14 protein-coding genes are annotated in these 17,804 nt (G+C 69.2%); 8 read left to right on the top strand and 6 right to left on the bottom strand.

Annotated features, from left to right (window positions below):
• Positions 1–663 precede the first annotated feature (663 nt).
• The 6 genes from HNP48_RS27500 to HNP48_RS27525 form a co-directional block, all read right to left on the bottom strand.
• Positions 664–2,115, bottom strand: a complete 1,452-nt coding sequence (locus HNP48_RS27500) for an aldehyde dehydrogenase (RefSeq protein ID WP_184863236.1) — start codon at positions 2,113–2,115, stop codon at positions 664–666.
• Positions 2,116–2,186: 71 nt separating this feature from the next.
• Positions 2,187–2,897: an ABC transporter ATP-binding protein gene (locus HNP48_RS27505; protein WP_184863238.1), complete on the bottom strand. Its 711-nt coding sequence runs from the start codon at positions 2,895–2,897 to the stop codon at positions 2,187–2,189.
• Positions 2,894–3,652 carry an ABC transporter ATP-binding protein gene (locus HNP48_RS27510; RefSeq protein ID WP_184863240.1) on the bottom strand — a complete coding sequence of 253 codons (759 nt, stop codon included), beginning with the start codon at positions 3,650–3,652 and terminating at the stop codon, positions 2,894–2,896. Before HNP48_RS27510 ends, HNP48_RS27505 begins: the two co-directional genes overlap by 4 nt.
• Positions 3,645–4,583: a branched-chain amino acid ABC transporter permease gene (locus HNP48_RS27515; RefSeq protein ID WP_184863242.1), complete on the bottom strand. Its 939-nt coding sequence runs from the start codon at positions 4,581–4,583 to the stop codon at positions 3,645–3,647. Before HNP48_RS27515 ends, HNP48_RS27510 begins: the two co-directional genes overlap by 8 nt.
• Positions 4,580–5,458, bottom strand: coding sequence for a branched-chain amino acid ABC transporter permease (locus HNP48_RS27520; protein WP_184863244.1), 879 nt, complete (start codon positions 5,456–5,458; stop codon positions 4,580–4,582). Before HNP48_RS27520 ends, HNP48_RS27515 begins: the two co-directional genes overlap by 4 nt.
• A 4-nt stretch (positions 5,459–5,462) precedes the next feature.
• Positions 5,463–6,656, bottom strand: a complete 1,194-nt coding sequence (locus HNP48_RS27525) for an amino acid ABC transporter substrate-binding protein (RefSeq protein WP_184863246.1) — start codon at positions 6,654–6,656, stop codon at positions 5,463–5,465.
• Between the two features lie 207 nt (positions 6,657–6,863).
• Here HNP48_RS27525 and HNP48_RS27530 point away from each other — a divergent pair, with 207 nt between their 5' ends.
• The 8 genes from HNP48_RS27530 to HNP48_RS27565 all read left to right on the top strand — a co-directional run bounded on the left by HNP48_RS27530 (position 6,864) and on the right by HNP48_RS27565 (position 17,552).
• Positions 6,864–7,826: a helix-turn-helix domain-containing protein gene (locus HNP48_RS27530; protein WP_184863248.1), complete on the top strand. Its 963-nt coding sequence runs from the start codon at positions 6,864–6,866 to the stop codon at positions 7,824–7,826.
• Positions 7,827–7,957: 131 nt separating this feature from the next.
• The gene (locus tag HNP48_RS27535) at positions 7,958–9,373 is read left to right on the top strand and encodes an efflux transporter outer membrane subunit (RefSeq protein WP_184863250.1); all 1,416 of its coding nucleotides are present in this window, start codon (positions 7,958–7,960) and stop codon (positions 9,371–9,373) included.
• 154 nt (positions 9,374–9,527) lie between these two features.
• A complete protein-coding gene (locus HNP48_RS27540; RefSeq protein WP_184863252.1) occupies positions 9,528–10,940 on the top strand; it encodes an efflux RND transporter periplasmic adaptor subunit in 1,413 nt (470 codons plus the stop codon).
• Positions 10,941–10,948: 8 nt separating this feature from the next.
• The gene (locus HNP48_RS27545; protein ID WP_409362587.1) at positions 10,949–11,686 is read left to right on the top strand and encodes an ABC transporter ATP-binding protein; all 738 of its coding nucleotides are present in this window, start codon (positions 10,949–10,951) and stop codon (positions 11,684–11,686) included.
• Positions 11,686–12,891, top strand: a complete 1,206-nt coding sequence (locus HNP48_RS27550) for an ABC transporter permease (RefSeq protein ID WP_184863256.1) — start codon at positions 11,686–11,688, stop codon at positions 12,889–12,891. The genes HNP48_RS27545 and HNP48_RS27550 overlap by 1 nt, the downstream gene beginning before the upstream one ends.
• A gap of 373 nt (positions 12,892–13,264) precedes the next feature.
• Positions 13,265–15,802 (top strand): nitrite reductase large subunit NirB, encoded by a 2,538-nt coding sequence (gene nirB / locus HNP48_RS27555; protein WP_184863537.1) that lies wholly within the window; start codon positions 13,265–13,267, stop codon positions 15,800–15,802.
• A gap of 11 nt (positions 15,803–15,813) precedes the next feature.
• On the top strand, positions 15,814–16,170 hold the full coding sequence (nirD, locus tag HNP48_RS27560; protein ID WP_260420407.1) for a nitrite reductase small subunit NirD: 357 nt from the start codon (positions 15,814–15,816) through the stop codon (positions 16,168–16,170).
• A 65-nt stretch (positions 16,171–16,235) separates the two neighbouring features.
• Positions 16,236–17,552 (top strand): nitrate regulatory protein, encoded by a 1,317-nt coding sequence (locus HNP48_RS27565; protein WP_184863258.1) that lies wholly within the window; start codon positions 16,236–16,238, stop codon positions 17,550–17,552.
• The last annotated feature ends 252 nt before the right edge of the window (positions 17,553–17,804 follow it).

The raw sequence follows: 17,804 nt of genomic DNA on the forward strand, positions 1-17,804 counted from the left end.
GCCGTCAGATGCGAGACCCCACTCACTTTGTGGCAAGGGCTACGGACTGCGCTGCGCATCATCGGCAGGGGGGGAGGCGTCCATACCATCTCGCTACGTTCTTCGAACTCCGCTCAAACAGCATCGACGAGCTAGAAGACGAAGCGTGTGTGTCCTTCGGCACACACGCCCACCCCAGCTCCTGCGCTTCTCGGCGCAGCCAGAGGGGTGGGGAGCGGGCTCAGGGACGGCTGCTGCGCAGCTGCGCCTGGGGTCGATTCGCGCTGCGCGCTGCCGACGGGCGGCGAGCCGAGCGCAGCGAAGGACCACAGGCCGAGCGACGCGATGGCCCGTGTGGGGCCCCCAATCCCTTCTGGACGTGCCGAGAAGCGCAGGAGCTGGGGTGAGCGCGTGCCGAAGGACACGCGCATCGTTGTCTAGCTCGCCGAAGCTGTTTGACCGGAGCTGCCTCTAAGAGGCAGCGCAGGGAGTTCTTCGGCGCACCCCAGCTTCGAGCATCGCAGGTTGCCCGTAGCGGAGCGAAGGGACACGGACAGCAGGGTCGCTTTCTCTTTGGTGACTTTCTCTTGGCGAGACAAGAGAAAGTTACTGCGCCGCCGGGCGCACATCCCGGCTCCCGCCCTGCGAAGAGGCATGCCAGCGGCAAGGGCCGAAGAAGCTCGCTCAGAACGGATAGTGCCGCGCCGCAGTCTGCACCGTAATCCAGCGCAACTCCGTGAACTCCCGCACCCCCGCCATCCCCCCAAACCGTCCCCATCCCGAGTTCTTGACCCCGCCAAACGGCATCTGGCCTTCGTCGTGCACTGTCGGTCCATTGACGTGGCAGATCCCCGACTCGATGCGCGCAGCCACGTTCCAGGCACGGGCGATGTCGCGGCCGAAGACGGCGGCAGACAGGCCGAACTCGTTGTCGTTGGCGCAGGCGATCGCTTCCTCCACGCCCTTCACGCGCACGATGGGTTTGAGCGGGCCGAAGGATTCCTCGCGGTAGACGTCCATCTCGGGCGTCACATGGTCCAGGATGGTCGCGGGCATCAGCGTGTTCTCGCTCTTGCCGCCGCACACCAGCTTGGCACCCTTGGCCAGGGCGTCGTCGATCAGCGCGTTGCAGCGCAGCACGGTGGCCATGTCCACCACCGAGCCCAGCACCACCGGGCCCTTGCGCGGATCGCCCAGCGGCAGCGCCTGGGCACGCGCCGCGAAGCGGGCCACGAAATCGTTGGCGATGGCGTCATCCACCACGATGCGCTCGGTGGACATGCAGATCTGGCCCGAGTTGGCGAACGAGCCGAAGATGGCCGCATCCACGGCCGCGTCCACATCGGCATCGTCGAGCACCACCAGCGGCGCCTTGCCGCCCAGTTCCAGCACCGTGGGCTTGAGGTACTTGGCGCAGGTCTGCGCGACGATGCGGCCGACCTTGGTCGAGCCCGTGAAGTTCACGCGGCGCACGGCCGGGTGGGCCACGATGGCCTCGACCACTGCGCCGGCATCGGCCGGTGCATTGGTCACGAAATTCACCACGCCTGCGGGGAAACCGGCCTCCTGCAGGGCCTCGATGATCAAACCATGCGTGGCGGGGCTCAGTTCCGAGCCCTTGAGGATCACGGTGTTGCCGCAGGCCAGCGGCGTGGCGATGGCGCGCGTGGCCAGGATGATGGGCGCATTCCACGGCGCGATGCCCAGCACCACGCCTGCCGGCTGGCGCACGCCCATGGCCAGGCTGCCTGGCACGTCGGAGGGGATCACCTCGCCCGCGATCTGCGTGGTCAGGGCGGCGGCCTCCTGCAGCAATCCTGCCGCCAGGTGCACGTTGAAGCCGGCCCACAGGCCCGAGGCGCCGGTCTCGGCCGCCATGGCGGCGGCAAAGGCCTCGCCCTTGGCTTCGAGCGCATGCGCAGCCTTGAGCAGCAAAGCCCGGCGCGCATTGGGGCCCAGCGCCGACCAGGCGGGGAAGGCCTTGGCGGCGGCATCGGCAGCCGCCTTGGCGTCGGCCACCGTGGCGGCCGGGGCGGTGGTGGCCACGGACCCGTCCAGCGGGTTGCGGCGCTCGAAGGTGGCGCCGCCCGTGGCCTGCACGCGCTCGCCGTTGATCAGCATGGAAATGGCAGTCATGGAATCAATCTCCTGAACAACAAGGAAAGAAAGAACAAGAAGGAAGAAGAAAAAGGAAGGACGGGGAGTGATCAGGCCACGCCCAGATAGGCCTGCCGCACTGCATCCGATTGCAGCAAGCTCGATGCCTCGCCCGAGGCCACGATGCGCCCGCGCTCCAGCACATAGCCGCGCTGCGCCACCTGCAGCGCCTTGCGCACGTTCTGCTCCACCATGAGCACGGTGACGCCCTGCGCGGCAATGCGCTGCACGATGGCGAGCAGCTCGTCCACCATGCGCGGTGCCAGGCCCAGCGAGGGCTCGTCCAGCATCAAGAGGCGCGGGCCGCTCATCATGGCGCGGGCCACGGCCACCATCTGCTGCTCGCCGCCGCTCATGGTGCCGGCCAACTGCTGGGCGCGTTCCCTCAGGCGCGGAAAGTCTTCGAAGGCCTGGGCCAGGCGCTCGGCGCGCACGCGCGCCGGCACCAGCCAGCCACCGAGCTCCAGGTTCTCGGTCACCGTCATCTGCGGGAACAGCTGGCGCCCTTCGGCCACCAGGGCCAGGCCGCGCTGCACGCAGGCCGTCGCGTTCAGGGCCGGTACGGCCTGGCCGTCGAGCTGCACCGTGCCCTGGCGCGGCAGCAGCCCCGCCAGCGCCTTGAGCAGTGTGGTCTTGCCCGCGCCATTGGGGCCCACGATCACGGTGATGCCGGGCTGGGCTTCCAGCGACAGGTCCTGCAGCACCTGGAAGCCGTTGTAGCCGGTGGTCAGGCCCTGTACGGAAAGCTGTGCGCCGCTCATGCCGTTGCTCCTTCGCTGCTGGCCGCCATCTCATCGCCCAGGTAGGCCTCGATGACCTCCTTGTTGCGCACCACCTCGGCGGGTGTGCCGTCGGCGATCTTGCGGCCCTGGTGCAGCACCAGCACGCGCTCCACGTACTTGAGCAGGGTGGTCACCGCATGCTCGATCCACACCACCGTCAGGCCCCAGTCATCGCGCAGGCGGCGGATGCGCTGGGCCATGGCGTCCACCTCGGCCTCGGTCAGGCCGGCAGCCACCTCGTCGAGCAGCAGCAGGCGCGGGCGTGTGCCCAGGGCCATGCCGATCTCCAGCAGGCGCTGCTGCGAGGGCGTCACGTCGGCGGCGGGCCGCTCGGCCAGGGCCGACAGGCCCAGCATGGCCAGGATCTCGTCCTCGCTGCGCAGGCCCGCGGGGCCCTGGCGATGGCGGCCCGCGAACTGCATGCCGAAGCGCACGTTGTCGCGCACCGTCATGTCGGGGAACACGCGCGGCGTCTGGAAGGTGCGCGCGATGCCATGGGCCGCATAGTGGTGCGGGCCCTTGCCGGTCAACTCGTCAGCCCCGCTCACCAGCCGGCCCGAGGTGGGCGGCTGCACGCCCGAGATGGCGTTGAAGAACGTGGTCTTGCCCGCACCGTTGGGGCCGATGATGCCGATCAGTTCGCCCGCATGCAGCGCGGCGCTCACGCCGTCCACGGCGGTCAGCCCGCCAAAGCGCACGGTCACGCTGTCAATGGTCAACAGGGCTTCAGACATGGCCGGCCTCCGCAGCAGCTGGGGTGGTTCGCTTGCGTTGCCACAGCGTGGCCAGCCCGTTGGGCAGGTACATCACGCACAGGATGAGCAGCAGGCCCAGCACCATCATGTAGCCGTACGGCAGTTGCAAGCGCAGCGTCTCGGCCAGCAGGCTGAACACGATGGCCGCGAGCACCGGGCCGCCGATGCTCGCCGCGCCGCCGATCAGCGCGATCAGCACCGTCTGGAAGCCGATGAAGGGGCTGAACACCGCGGCCGGCTCGATGTAGGTCCAGCGCACGGCCATGGCGGCGCCCACGGCGCCGGCAAAGGCCGCGGTGATGCCGAAGCCCGCGATCTTGGCCAGGCGCGTGTCCACGCCCAGGGTCTGGGCGCGCTGCTCGTCGGCACCGATGCCCGAGAGCGCCAGGCCGAAGCGGCTGCGCTTCACGGCAATGGCCGTGGCGACGGAGCCCGCCGCGATCAGCAGCACCGTGAGGTACACCGTCTCGTTGCTGGGCACCACGGTGAGCACGCGGCCCACGGTGCCAGAGACCTGTTTCTCGACAAAGGTCACCGCGTGGCGGATCAGCTCCGTCATGCCGAAGGTCAGCACCGCGAAGTAGGTGCCGCGCAGGTGCAGCACGGCCGCGCCCATGACCACGGCCACCACGGCGGCGATCACGGCGCCCGCCACGATCACCAGCGGCCAGGGCAGGCTGCCCAGCAGCGTGGCGCTGGCGTACGCGCCGATGCCGAAGAAGGCCGAGGTGGCCAGCGACAGGTAGCGCGTGGCGCCGCAGAACAGCGACCAGCTCGTGGCCAGCGCGATGTACATCAGGCAGCTGAGCAGCACCGAAGCCACGAACTCGGACACCAGCCAGGGCAGGGTGCCGACCACGGCCGTGCCCGCGGCGAGCGCGAGCCAGGGCTTGTTGGAATGGATCGTCATTTTTTCGAGAAAAGACCGTTGGGGCGCCAGATCAGCACGCCGATAAACACCGCATAGCTCAGCAGCATCTTGAGAGAGGGGCTGCTGAAGTGCATGCCCAGGGCCTCGACCACGCCCAGCAGCAGGCCGCCGGCCAGGCTGCCCGCCAGGCTGCCGAAGCCGCCCAGCGTGATGACGATCAGCGCCGTCACGGTATAGGGCTCGCCCATCGAGGGAGAGATCTCGTAGGTCATCGACAGCAGTGCCCCCGCCACGCCCGAGAGGCCGAGGCCAATGCCGAACATCATGGGGTGCAGGCGCCGCGTGTTGATGCCCACCAGCTGTGCGCCCGTGGGCGACTGCATCAGCGCCCGCACGGCCTTGCCCAGCAAGGTGAGCCGAAGCAGCGCGATCAGCGCGGCCGACAGCGCCAGCGCCACGCCGAACAGCACCAGCTTGTTTTCGGTGAAGCGCATGCCCGCCACCTGCACCGGGTCGGCCAGGTACTCGTAGCCGCGCAGGTCGCCGCCCCAGATCACCAGGGCGGTGTTCTGCACCAGGAACATCAGGCCGAAGCCCACCATCAGGCTGCGCGCCTCGAACACGTCCACGTTCGGCGCGCGCGCCGCCAGGCGCTTGAAGCACAGCGCGTGCACTACCACACCCAGCACGAACAGCGCGATGAAGGCGATGGGCATCAGCAGCAGGGGCGACCAGCCCCAGGCCGTGTGCGCCCACCAGGTGATGAAGGCGCCGAGCATCAAAAACTCGCCATGCGAGATGTTCATGATGCGCATCAGCCCGTACTGCAGGTTCAGGCCCATGGCCACCAGCGCATAGATGCCGCCGGTAATGAGGCCACTGGCGACCAGTTCGGCCCAGGAAGTCAAAGACACTTTGTTATTTCCACGCAGGTTTGTTGGTGTTGAGCTGCGCCGTGGCGCGCTCCTTGGGCCAGACCACCTCGAAGTCGCTGCCCTGCCACTGGCTCACGGTGCCGGGGATGGAGGCGTTCTCGCTGCCCGCGAAGCGGATGCCGCCGAGGATGGTCTTGAACTCGTTCTTGGCGATGTGTTCGCGCAGCGCCTTGCGGTCCAGGCCCACCTTCTCCACGGCCTGCTGCAGGATCTGCAGGCCCGCCCAGGCATGGCCGCTGGCCCAGCGGTCGGGTTCCTTGCTGAACTTCTTCACGTGGGCGTCGAAGTAGGCCTTGGCCTCGGGGCTGGTCTTCACGCTCCACGAGCCCATGCCGATCACGCCCTCGGTGTTGGCGGCCATCACGTTCTTGTACAGCTGGAAGGCCGTGCCCACCGAGGCGTAGAAGAACTTGGGGTTGAGCCCCACCTCGCGCGCCTGGCGGCTGGCCAGGATGGTGTCGGGCGGGTAGGTGATGCCGATGAAGGCATCGGGGTTCAGGTCCTTGATGCCGCGCAGCACGGGGGCCAGGTCTTTCACGCCCAGCGGGTAGCTCTTGCGCTCCACCACCTGGATGCTGGTCTTCTTGAGCGCGTTGTTCAATGCCGCGAAGTTTTCGAGGCCGAACAGGTCGTCCATGTAGACGATGGCGACCGATTTGACGCCGTTGGCCACCAGCATGTCCACCAGCGCGCCCATCATCTTGTCGGGCTGTTGCAAGAGCGAGAAGAAGTAGGGCAGGTTCATGTCGATCAGCTTGCGCGACAGCGCCGTGGGCGCCAGCAGTGGGTAGCCGAAGCGGTTGGCCAGCGGTGCGATGGCGAAGTTGGCGCCCGAACCCCAGGGCGGCAGGATCAAATCCACCTTGTCGCTGCCCATGAGTTTTTCGAAGGTGCGCACACAGGTCTCGGTTTCGCTGCGGTCGTCGTAGCCGATGAGTTCGATGGGGCGCTTGGTGCCCTTGACGGACAGGCCGCCGGCCGCGTTCACCTGTTCGGCCCACAGCAGGTAGTTGGGTTCCTGGCTGACCTGGGCGCCCGCGGCCCAGGGGCCCGTGCGGGCGATCGCGTAGCCGATGCGCACGGGGCCCGACTGGGCCAGCAGGTGGGGGGCCACCGACAGTGCGCCCACCGTGGCGGCGGCGCCCTTGATCCATTGGCGCTTGGATTGTTGAACCATTTTTCTGTCTCCTCGGATGGGCAGCCCGCGCAGTGCAGGCCGTTGACCGATGGTAGGAAGAAGGGTTCTGGCCTGCTGTGCTGAGCGTGCACAAAACGCTGGTCCCAGCGTGCACGGGCCAGCGGGTTTACCCGGATTTCCGCAATGCGCAAGGGATTAGCCTGCCGCCGATAATCGCGGGGAACCCGCCTCTGCACTGGAGACACCATGGCCCACCCCCTGACCGAGGTATCCACCGACACCGTGGCACCGCGCGACCGCCTGCACCTGTGGGGCGATGCGGTGTGGCGCCTCATTGGCGGGCTGGAGTCCGATGCCTTCGGCGACGAGGCCTTTGCGGGCCACATCACCTCGGGCCAGGCGGGCTACGTCAACCTCTGCCAGCTCGACGTCAGCCGCCACCGCGTGGTGCGCACCCCCAGCCTGATCCGCGGCAGCGACCGGGCCTACATCAAGGTGGTGGCCCAGCTCGAAGGGCGTGCCTGCTTCGAGCAGAACGGCCGCCAGGTCTGGTTGTCTCCGGGCGAATGGAGTGTGTACGACACCACGCGCGCCTATGCCGTGAGCAACCCCGATGCCGTGCGCCAGATGGTGCTGATGATCCCCAAGGAGCACCTGCCCGAGCGCCGGATGCGGCTCGACGACCTCATGGTGCAGCGCTTTTCGGGCACCACCGGCGTCTCGCGCCTGGCTTGGGACACCATGCGCGCAGCCTTCACCGAGCTGCCCACCATGTCCGACGCGGCCGCCGATGGCGTGGCCGACGTCATCACCCACCTGGTGCAGCTGTCGCTGCTGGAGCGCAATGGCCAGCACAGCGCCATGTCGCAGCGTGAGGCGCTGCGCGACCGCATAGGCCAGTACATCGACCGCCACCTGGCCGACCCCGACCTCAGCATCGACCGCATCGCCCAGGCCCTCAACTGCAGCCGCCGGCACCTGTACAACGCCATGTCCGACGATGGCGACACACTGGCCGCCACCATCCAGCGGCGCCGGCTGGAAGCCTGTTTGCGCGAGCTGTGCCACCCTGCGCACACGCACCGCTCGGTGACGGACATCGCCCTGGCCTGGGGCTTTCGCAACAGCGGGCATTTCAGCCGCGTGTTCAAGGCCCACACGGGCTGCAGCCCGAGCGAGTACCGGGCACGGGCTACACAGCCCCACTGAACAGCACAGGCCCTTTTTCAGGGCTTTCTTTTTGCGTTGCAGCAATTCTTTACATAGGCTTGACGCATTGACTATCTTCGCGAAGGCGTGGCTCCGCACAATGGACGCAACAACCCGGAGCACAGCTTTTCATGCGTCTTTCTTCCCCGACCGGTTCCCGCCGCCATGCACCACCCCGCTGGCCAGTGCTGGCGCTGGCCGCCGCCCTGGCGGGCTGCGCCGGCCTCACGCCGCAGGATGCGCGCCTGCCCGATGCGCCCGTGCCGGCCACCTGGTCCACGGGCAACAGCACCACCGCCCCCGCCACCCCGCTCGCCCAGTGGTGGCAGCGCCTGGGTGATGCGCAACTGACGGCGCTGGTCGAGCAGGCCCTGGCGGCCAACACCAGTGTGCGCACGGCCCAGGCCGCACTGCAGCAGGCGCGCGCCCAGGTCGATGTGCAGGCTGCGGGCCTGGCACCCCAACTGGGCGCCTCGGCCTCGGCGCAGCGCAGCCGCTCGGGCAACAGCGGCACGGGCAACAGTTTCCAGCTGGGCTTTGACGCGAGCTGGGAGCCCGATGTGTTTGGCCGCGTGCGTGCCGGCGTGAATGCCAGCGAAGCCGATGCCCGCGCCGCCGAGGCCAGCCTGGCCGACGTGCAGGTGTCGCTGGCGGCCGAGGTGGCTGTCAACTACATCGAGCTGCGCAGCCTGCAGCAGCGCCTGGCCATTGCGCAGAGCAACCTGGCCAGCCAGGGCGAGACGCTGCAGATCACCCAGTGGCGCCTGCAGGCGGGGCTGACCACCTCGCTCGTGGCCGAGCAGGCACGCGCAGCATCGGAACAGACCGCTGCGCAGATCCCCGCGCTTGAGGCCAGCCTGGCCCAGTCGCGCCACAGCTTGGCCGTGCTGACGGGGCAGGCGCCCGCCGCGCTCGATGCCCAACTGGCCGCCAGCGCCGCCGTGCCCCAGGCGCCCGAAGGGCTGGCCCTGGCCATCCCTGCCGAAACCCTGCGCCAGCGCGCCGATGTGCGCGCGGCCGAGCAGCGCGTCCGCGCCGCGCTGGCCCGCGTTTCACAGGCCGAGGCGGCGCGCTACCCGGACTTCGGCATCAGCGGATCCGTGGGCCTGCGCGCCCTCACGCTGGGGGCATTGAGCGGCGGCAGCGCGGTGGCGGCATCGCTGCTGGGCAGCGTGTCGGTGCCCCTGCTCGATGGCGGTGCCAACCGCGCCCAGGTGCGTGCGCAGGAGGCCAGCCTGGAGCAGGCGCGCATCGCCTACCAGGCGGCGGTGCTCGCCGCGCTCAAGGACGTGGAAGACGCCCTGGTCTCCCTGCGCGGCAACCGCGAACGCCTGGTGCGCCTCACGGCCGCGGCCGACGCGGCCGGCAATGCCGCGCTGCTGGCCCAGCAGCGCTACCGCAGCGGGCTGATCGACTTCCAGGCCGTGCTGGAAACCCAGCGCACCCTGCTTTCCACGCAGGACGGCGTGGCCACCACGGTGGCCAGCGTGTCTGCAGACCATGTGCGCCTGTACAAGGCGCTGGGCGGCGGCTGGCAGCCGCAGTAGCCGCCTACCGCTTCTCTTTTCGCCAGCCACCTGGAGGCCCCGCGCACGCAGCGCGGGCACCTGGCAGCCATAGCCCGCCGACCCGGCGCACCGCGCGTGCGCGGGCGGTGCCGGCCTCTTTTTTCCTGCATTTCACCCGAGGCGATTGATTGCCATGACCGATACCCCCCAGGATGCGCAGCCCCGTACGGCTGCTGCCACCACCACCGCCAGCCGACCCCCCGCCGACCTGCAGGCCCTGCTGGGCGGCGAGCCGCCGCGCCGCTGGTACCGCCGCACCTCGCTCTGGCTGGGCGTGGCCGCCATCGCGCTGGCAGGCGCCGGCTTCTATGCCTGGCAGCAGCACAAGGCCGCCAATGCCGCCCCCGTGTACGTGACCGAAGAAGCGAGAAAAGGCGACCTCACGCTCACTGTGGCGGCCAATGGCACGTTGCAGCCCACGCGGCTCGTGACCATCGGCAGCGAGCTTTCGGGCACGGTGCGCCAGGTGATGGTGGACGTGAACGACAAGGTCAAGAAGGGCCAGGTGCTGGTGGAGCTCGATACCGCCAAGCTCGACGCCCAGGTGCTGCGCTCGCGCGCCTCGCTGGCCTCGGCCCAGGCGCGCCTGGCCCAGGCCAGCGCCACCACCAAGGAGTCCGTGGCCGCACTGGGCCGTCTGGAAGAGGTGGCGCGCCTGTCGGGTGGCAAGGTGCCGTCCGCCGCCGAACTGGACACCGGCCGCGCCACACTGGACCGGGCCCGCGCCGACGAGGCCAGCGCCCGCGCCACGGTGGACGATGCGCGCGCGGCCCTGTCCACCGACGAGACCAGCCTGTCCAAGGCCTCCATCCGCTCGCCCATCGACGGCGTGGTGCTCACCCGCTCGGTGGAGCCAGGCAATGCCGTGGCGGCATCGCTGCAGGCCGTGACCCTGTTCACCGTCGCCGAGGACCTCACGCGCCTGCGCCTCGATGTGAGCGTCGACGAAGCCGACGTGGGCACCCTGCAGGTGGGGCAGAAGGCCAGCTTTACCGTGAGCGCCTACCCCTCGCGCCGCTACCCGGCCCAGGTCACGCGCGTGTCCTTCGGCTCCACCAAGACCGACAACGTGGTCACCTACGTCACCTGGCTGGAGGTGGACAACACCGACATGAGCCTGCGCCCCGGCATGACGGCGGCCTCCACCATCACCTCCACCGAGCGCAAGGACGTGCTGCTGGTGCCCAACACGGCGCTGCGCTTCACGCCTGCGCAGGCAGGCGCGGCGGGCGGTCCGGGTGCGGGCGGCGGCAAGCCGCCGTCGGCCCAGAGCCCTCAGCAGGGTGGGGGCATCATGGGCCAGCTCATGCCGCGCATGCCGCGCCCGGGCGGGCAGGGCGGGCGCCGCCCTGGGGCCGGCGGCGCGCTGGGCGAGGATGCTGCGTCGAAGATGAAACAGGTCTGGGTGCTCAAGGATGGCGCGCCGCAGGCCATGAAAGTGCGCGTAGGCATCAGCGACGGCCGCATGACCGAGGTGGTGGGCGAGGGCCTCACCCCCGGCATGGCCGTGATCACCGACCAGCGCAGCAGCGGGGCCGCGCGATGACGGAGGCCATGCCACTGATCCGCCTGCGCGCAGTCACCAAGGTCTACGGCGAAGGCGCGCTCGCCTTCCAGGCGCTCAAGGGGGTGGACCTGGACATCGCCCAGGGCGACTTCGTGGCCATCATGGGCCCCAGTGGCTCGGGCAAGTCCACGGCCATGAACACCCTGGGCTGCCTGGACCGGCCGACCACGGGCGACTACCTGTTCAAGGGCGTGCATGTGGAGGCCCTGCAGCGCGACGAACGCGCGCGCCTGCGCCGGCGCTACTTCGGCTTTGTCTTCCAGGGCTTCAACCTGCTGGCGCGCACTTCGGCGCAGGAGAATGTGGAGCTGCCCCTGCTGTACCGCGGCGAGCCCGCCGCGGCGCGCCACGCGGCAGCGGCCAAGGCGCTCGCGGCCGTGGGCCTCAAGGGCTGGGAGCACCACACGCCGGCCGAACTCTCGGGCGGGCAGCAGCAGCGCGTGGCCATCGCCCGTGCCATCGTCACCGAGCCCGCCGTGCTGCTGGCCGACGAGCCCACGGGCAACCTGGACACGCAGCGCAGCCACGAGATCATGGAGCTGCTGTGGCGCCTGAATGCCGACCTGGGCATCACCGTGCTCATGGTCACGCACGAGGGCGACATGGCCGCGTACGCGCGGCGCATCGTGCGCTTCGTCGACGGCGTGGTGGGCAGCGACGAGATCAATCCGCAGCCACGCGGCCTGGCCGCGCCCGCTGCAGCCCTGCAGGGGGAGGTGCACTGATGTTCCTCAGTTCCATCCTGCTCGCGCTGCGCTCCATCCGGCGCAATCTCATGCGCTCCTTCCTCACGGTGCTGGGCATCGTGATCGGGGTGAGCGCGGTGATCACCATGGTCACGCTGGGCAATGGCGCCACTGTCTCCATCCAGAACCAGATCGCGGGCCTGGGCACCAACCTGCTGCAGGTGCGGCCCGGCCAGCGCATGGGCCCGGGCGGCGGCACCGGCGCGCCGGCCTTCAAGGACACGGACTCCGACGCCATCGCGCAGCAGATCGGCGGCATCCTGGCCGTGGCGCCCGAGTCGCGCGCCTCGGCCACCGTGGTGGCGGGCGGGCGCAACTGGTCCACCAGCATCATCGGCAGCACCAATGCCTGGCTGCAGACGGGCAACTGGACGCTGCGCATCGGTCGCGAGTTCAGCGACGACGAGCTGCGCGCCGGCGCCGCCGTCTGCGTGATCGGCGAGACCGTGCGGCGCGAACTCTTCGGCACGCGCGATGCCGTGGGCGAGCAGCTGCGCGTGAAGGCCTTCTCGTGCGAGGTGGTGGGCGTGCTCGCTTCCAAAGGCCAGGGCGCCTTCGGCAACGACCAGGACGACACGGTGCTCGTGCCCCTGCGCACCCTGCAGCGCCGCGTCACGGGCAATGTGCGCGTGAACACCCTGCTGGTGTCCATGAAGGACGGCAGCGAGCCCGAGCGCGTGAAGGCCAGCCTGACCCAGTTGCTGCGCGAGCTGCGCAAGCTCTCCGACACCGACGAGGACAACTTCAACGTGCTCGACACCAAGCAGCTGGGCGAGGCCCTTTCGGGCACCACCAAAGTCATGACCACGCTGCTCGGCGCGGTGGCGGCCGTGAGCCTGCTGGTGGGCGGCATCGGCATCATGAACATCATGCTGGTCAGCGTGACCGAGCGCACGCGCGAGATCGGGCTGCGCCTGGCCATTGGCGCGCTGGAGCGCGAGGTGCTGCTGCAGTTCCTCATCGAGGCGGTGGTGCTGGCCGCGCTGGGCGGGCTGGCCGGCATCGTGCTCGCCACCGTCGCCTCCGTGGGGCTGTCGGTGCTCATGGGCGTGCCCTACCTGTTCAACCCGGGCGTGAACCTGCTGTCCTTCGTGTTCTCGGCCGGCATCGGCGTGGTGTTCGGCTACTTCCCGGCGCGCCGGGCCGCGCGCATGGACCCGATCGACGCTCTGCGCCACGAGTGACGCGCTTGCCCCGGGACTCACCGGCACCGGGGCAGGGCGGCGCCCGGCCAGGCGCCCGCCCCAAGTTGGTGACGTGTTGCACCGCAGCGAGGCGCTGGCGGGAGACGCCCCTGGGGACGGGGCATGAACCCCCTTCAAAAATCCAGGCACGCTTATTGCTGAGTAGAGCCTGTCCGCCGGTAAAGCTGCCTGCGGTCCGATAAACAACCCCTCCGCTAATGATGGCGGAACACCGGGCAAGCCGCGGCCTTCGCCGCCCGTTGCCTGGAAGTTCCAACCCACGCCCGTGGTTCCGCGGAGGGTGTGCCGTGCCGCCAGGCGCCGCACATCCTGCACCCAGGTTCCCCGGGTCCTTGCAGGATGAGCAAGCATGATGAAGATCGTTCTCATTGGCCACGGCATGGTCGGCCACAAGTTCCTCGAAAGCCTGGCCGAGACCGGCATGACCGGCGTCGAGGTCACCGTGCTGTGCGAGGAGCCACGCCCCGCCTACGACCGGGTGCACCTGTCGGCCTTCTTCAGCGGCACCACGGCCGAGCAACTCTCGCTGGTCGAGCCCGGCTTCTTCGAGCGCACCGGTTTCACGCTGCGCCTGGCATCCCGCGCGGCCTCGGTGGACCGGCGCATCCGCACCGTGACCACGGTCGACGGCGAGGTGCTGCACTACGACAAGCTGGTGCTGGCCACCGGCTCCAACCCCTTCGTTCCCCAGGTGCCCGGGCGTGACCGCGAGCACTGCTTCGTCTACCGCACCATCGAGGACCTGGAGGCCATGCAGGCCTCGGGCGCCAAGTCCAGGACTGGCGTGGTCGTGGGCGGCGGCCTGCTGGGCCTGGAATGCGCCAAGGCGCTGAGCGACATGGGCCTGGAGACCCATGTGGTCGAGTTCGCCCCGCGCCTCATGGCCGTGCAGGTCGACGAGGGCGGAGGCCGCGTGCTGCGTTCCAAGATCGAGGAACTGGGCGTGACGGTGCACACCAGCCGCAACACCCAGGAGATCACCGACGGCGCCCGCGCGCGCCACCGCATGGTGTTTGCCGACGGCACCTACCTGGAGACCGACATGATCGTGTTCTCCGCCGGCATCCGCCCGCGCGACGAGCTGGCGCGCCAGAGCCTGCTGGCCATCGGCCCGCGCGGCGGCGTGGCCATCGACAGCGCCTGCCGCACCAGCGACCACGATGTCTATGCCATCGGCGAATGCGCGTCGTGGAACGAGCAGACCTTCGGCCTGGTGGCCCCGGGCTACGACATGGCGCGCGTGGCCGCCCGCCACATCGCAGGCGAGACCGACGCCGCCTTCGTCGGCGCCGACATGAGCACCAAGCTCAAGCTCATGGGCGTGGACGTGGCCAGCATCGGCGACGCCCATGGCAAGACCCCGCACAGCCGCACCTGCCAGTACGTGGACGAGCGCCGCCAGGTCTACAAGAAGATCGTCATCAGCGAAGACGGCAAGCAACTGCTGGGCGCCGTGCTGATCGGCGACGCCACCGAATACGGCACGCTGCTGCAGATGGCGCTCAACGGCATCACCCTGCCCGAAGACCCCGAGTTCCTGATCTTCCCGTCCAGCGATGGCAAGGCCAAGCCCGGCCTGGGCGTGGACGCCCTGCCCGACACCGCGCAGATCTGCTCGTGCAACAACGTCACCAAGGGCGGCATCTGCGCCGCCGTGGGCGAGGGCGCCTGCACCATCGCCGAGATGAAGGCCTGCACCAAGGCCGGCGCCACCTGCGGCGGCTGCGTGCCCCTGGTCACCCAGGTCATGAAGGCCGAGATGGCGCGCCGCGGCATGGCCGTGAACAACCACATCTGCGAGCACTTCGCGTATTCGCGCCAGGAGATCTACCACCTGGTGCGCGTGGGCCAGATCAAGAGCTTCGAGGACCTGCTGGCCAAACACGGCAAGGGCATGGGCTGCGACATCTGCAAGCCCGTGGCGGCCAGCGTGTTCGCCTCGTGCTGGAACGAGTTCGTGCTCAAGAAGGAGCTGGCGGGTCTGCAGGACAGCAACGACTACTACCTGGGCAACATCCAGAAGGACGGCACCTACTCGGTGGTGCCGCGCATGCCCGGCGGCGAGGTCACGCCCGACGGCCTGATCGCCGTGGGCCAGGTGGCCAAGAAGTACGGCCTGTACACCAAGGTCACGGGCGGTGCGCGCGTGGACATGTTCGGTGCGCGCCTGGAGCAGTTGCCGCTGATCTGGGAAGAGCTGATCAGCGCGGGCTTCGAGTCGGGCCATGCCTATGGCAAGTCGCTGCGCACGGTCAAGAGCTGCGTGGGATCGACCTGGTGCCGCTACGGCGTGGGCGACAGCGTGGGCCTGGCCGTGGAGCTGGAGAACCGCTACAAGGGCCTGCGCGCCCCGCACAAGATCAAGTTCGGTGTCTCGGGCTGCACGCGCGAATGCGCCGAGGCCCAGGGCAAGGACATCGGCGTCATCGCCACCGAGAAGGGCTGGAACCTCTATATCTGCGGCAACGGCGGCATGAAGCCGCGCCACGCCGAGCTGTTTGCGTCGGACCTGTCCAAGGAAGACCTGGTGCGCATGATCGACCGGGTGCTGATGTTCTACGTGCGCACGGCCGACCGGCTGCAGCGCACCAGCACCTGGCGCGAGAACCTCGAAGGCGGCCTCGACTACCTCAAGGATGTGCTGCAAAAGGACAGCCTGGGCCTGTGCGCCGAGCTTGAAGCGCAGATGCAGCATGTGGTGGCCACCTACCAGTGCGAGTGGAAGACCGCCGTGACCGACCCCGAGACGCGCAAGCGCTTCCGCTCGTTCGTGAACAGCGACAAGGCCGATGAGAACGTGCTCTTCGTCGAGGAGCGTGGCCAGATCCGCCCGGCGCGCGCCGAAGAGCGCAGCCCCACCAAGATCATTCCCATCCGCCAAGCCGCCTGAGAGGACATGACATGAGCGCACTCCCCATGAACAGCACTGACTCCCTCGCCTGGACCGACATCTGCGCGGTCGACGATATTCTGCCCAGCACCGGCGTCTGCGCGCTGGTGGCCGACCGCCATGTGGCGGTGTTCCGCACCCGCGGCGACGAGTTCTTCGCCATCGACAACGTGGACCCCAAGTCCGGTGCCAGCGTGCTCTCGCGCGGGCTCATCGGCAACCTGGGCGAACGCGTCGTAGTGGCCTCGCCGCTGTACAAGAACCATTTCGACCTGCGCACCGGCGAGTGCCTGGAGGCGCCCGAGCATTCGGTGCGGGCGCACGGCGTGCGTGCCGAGGGCGGGCGCATCCGCGTAGCCCTGGCTTGAATGCGGTGGCACGCGTCCCGGCGGGGTTAGCATCGGGCGTCCTGTTCGAATCCTGGAGACCCTGAATGCCTGAGCTGGCTGCCGCACCCCTGTCCGTTTCGAGCCTCCTGCTGCGCTCGCGCCAGCTCGAGATCGATGCGGTGCGCCACCTTGCCAGCCGTGCGGCGCTGGTGGACGTGGTGGGCCAGTTGATTGAGGGCCTGCAGCGTGAGCGCGGTGCCTCGGGCGTCTACCTGGCGTCCAAGGGCCAGCGCTTTGCCGACCTGCGTGGCCGCGTCGTGCAGGAGGTCGTGGCGCTGGAGGTGCAGCTGCGCGCGGAATTCGCCCTGCATGTCGAGCCTGCGCAAGGGGCCACGGCCAAGGCCTTGTCCTTGATGGCCTGGGCGCTGCTGGGGCTCGATTCGCTGCCCGCCCTGCGCAGCCAGATCGACAAGCAGGCCATGACGGCCCACGACTCCATCGCGGCGTTCAGCCACCTGATCGCGGGGCTGATCGAGCTGGTCTTCCACGTGGCCGATGCCGCCGGCTTGCCCAGTGTTTCGCGCCAGCTCGTGGCCCTGGTGCACCTGGTGCAGGCCCAGGAGGAGGCGGGCCAGGAGCGGGCCATGGGCGCCTTGCTCTTCGCTTCGGGCCAGGGCAGCGAGGCGCACCAGCAGCGCGTGCTGCACCTGATCGACGCGCAGGAGCGCAGCCTGGGGGCGTTCGCCGAGTTTGCCGACCCGGCGCTGCGTGCCCGCTGGGAGCAGCTGCAACTGGCCCCCGGTACCGCACAGCTGGAGCGCCTGCGGCGCACCCTGGGCGTGGCGCGGCCCGGTGCCGCGCTGGACAGCAACCAGAGCGATACCTGGTTCGAGGTGTGCACCCAGCGCATCACCGCGCTGTGGCAGCTGCAGGTGGACCTGGTGCAGCGCCTGCGCGAGGACTGCGCAGCGCTCATCGTGCAGGCCCAGCAGGACCTGCAGGACTCCACGGGCCTGCTGCGCGGCCTGCGTGACAACCCGCCCCAGCGCACGCATGCGGTGGACCGCTTCTTCGACATCGCCGTCGCACCGGCGGCGGTGCAGTCGCCCGCGGCGGGTGCGCAAGGGAGCGAATCGGCGTCATCGCTGCTGGAGCTGTTGCGGGCCCAGTCGGCGCGCATGGCCAGCATGGAGACCGAGCTGGAAACGGCCCGGCGCACGCTCAACGAGCGCAAGGTGATCGAGCGTGCCAAGGGCGTGCTGATGGCCCGCCTGGGCATGAACGAGGAGGTCGCCTTCCGCGTGCTGCAAAAGACCTCCATGGACCAGAACCGCCGCCTGCTCGACGTGGCCGAAGCCACGCTGTCGCTGCCGGACCTGGCGTTTGGCCACCCCGAGCGCAAGGGCGACAAGCCGGTCTGATCCAGGCTGGTGCCTGGCATGCACTGATCTGAGGCCCGCGTCCGCGACGCCCGCGCAAAGCGCACGGTTTCCGGGCATTTTCAGGGCGTGGAATACCCCAGAGAGGGTACGGAAATTGCAAGGATCTGGTGGACGGGAGCTGACGATGGCCTGCCCGTCACCCGCCTGCGGCATGCCGCAGGCTCGGGAATCGCGCTTCCGAGGATAACGGCGTCCCTTGCATCTCCCCTTGACCGGGGGTGCAGCGGACGC

Origin of the sequence: Acidovorax soli (assembly GCF_014207955.1) — a bacterium.
Taxonomy (GTDB): domain Bacteria; phylum Pseudomonadota; class Gammaproteobacteria; order Burkholderiales; family Burkholderiaceae_C; genus Acidovorax; species Acidovorax soli_A.

What these genes read in the sequence shown, in the direction of transcription:
- HNP48_RS27500 (WP_184863236.1), bottom strand. Translation starts at nt 2,115, where the DNA reads ATGACTGCCATTTCCATGCTGATCAACGGCGAGCGCGTGCAGGCCACG.
- HNP48_RS27505 (WP_184863238.1), bottom strand. Translation starts at nt 2,897, where the DNA reads ATGAGCGGCGCACAGCTTTCCGTACAGGGCCTGACCACCGGCTACAAC.
- HNP48_RS27510 (WP_184863240.1), bottom strand. Translation starts at nt 3,652, where the DNA reads ATGTCTGAAGCCCTGTTGACCATTGACAGCGTGACCGTGCGCTTTGGC.
- HNP48_RS27515 (WP_184863242.1), bottom strand. Translation starts at nt 4,583, where the DNA reads ATGACGATCCATTCCAACAAGCCCTGGCTCGCGCTCGCCGCGGGCACG.
- HNP48_RS27525 (WP_184863246.1), bottom strand. Translation starts at nt 6,656, where the DNA reads ATGGTTCAACAATCCAAGCGCCAATGGATCAAGGGCGCCGCCGCCACG.
- HNP48_RS27530 (WP_184863248.1), top strand. Translation starts at nt 6,864, where the DNA reads ATGGCCCACCCCCTGACCGAGGTATCCACCGACACCGTGGCACCGCGC.
- HNP48_RS27535 (WP_184863250.1), top strand. Translation starts at nt 7,958, where the DNA reads ATGCGTCTTTCTTCCCCGACCGGTTCCCGCCGCCATGCACCACCCCGC.
- HNP48_RS27540 (WP_184863252.1), top strand. Translation starts at nt 9,528, where the DNA reads ATGACCGATACCCCCCAGGATGCGCAGCCCCGTACGGCTGCTGCCACC.
- HNP48_RS27545 (WP_409362587.1), top strand. Translation starts at nt 10,949, where the DNA reads ATGCCACTGATCCGCCTGCGCGCAGTCACCAAGGTCTACGGCGAAGGC.
- HNP48_RS27550 (WP_184863256.1), top strand. Translation starts at nt 11,686, where the DNA reads ATGTTCCTCAGTTCCATCCTGCTCGCGCTGCGCTCCATCCGGCGCAAT.
- nirB (WP_184863537.1), top strand. Translation starts at nt 13,265, where the DNA reads ATGAAGATCGTTCTCATTGGCCACGGCATGGTCGGCCACAAGTTCCTC.
- nirD (WP_260420407.1), top strand. Translation starts at nt 15,814, where the DNA reads ATGAGCGCACTCCCCATGAACAGCACTGACTCCCTCGCCTGGACCGAC.
- HNP48_RS27565 (WP_184863258.1), top strand. Translation starts at nt 16,236, where the DNA reads ATGCCTGAGCTGGCTGCCGCACCCCTGTCCGTTTCGAGCCTCCTGCTG.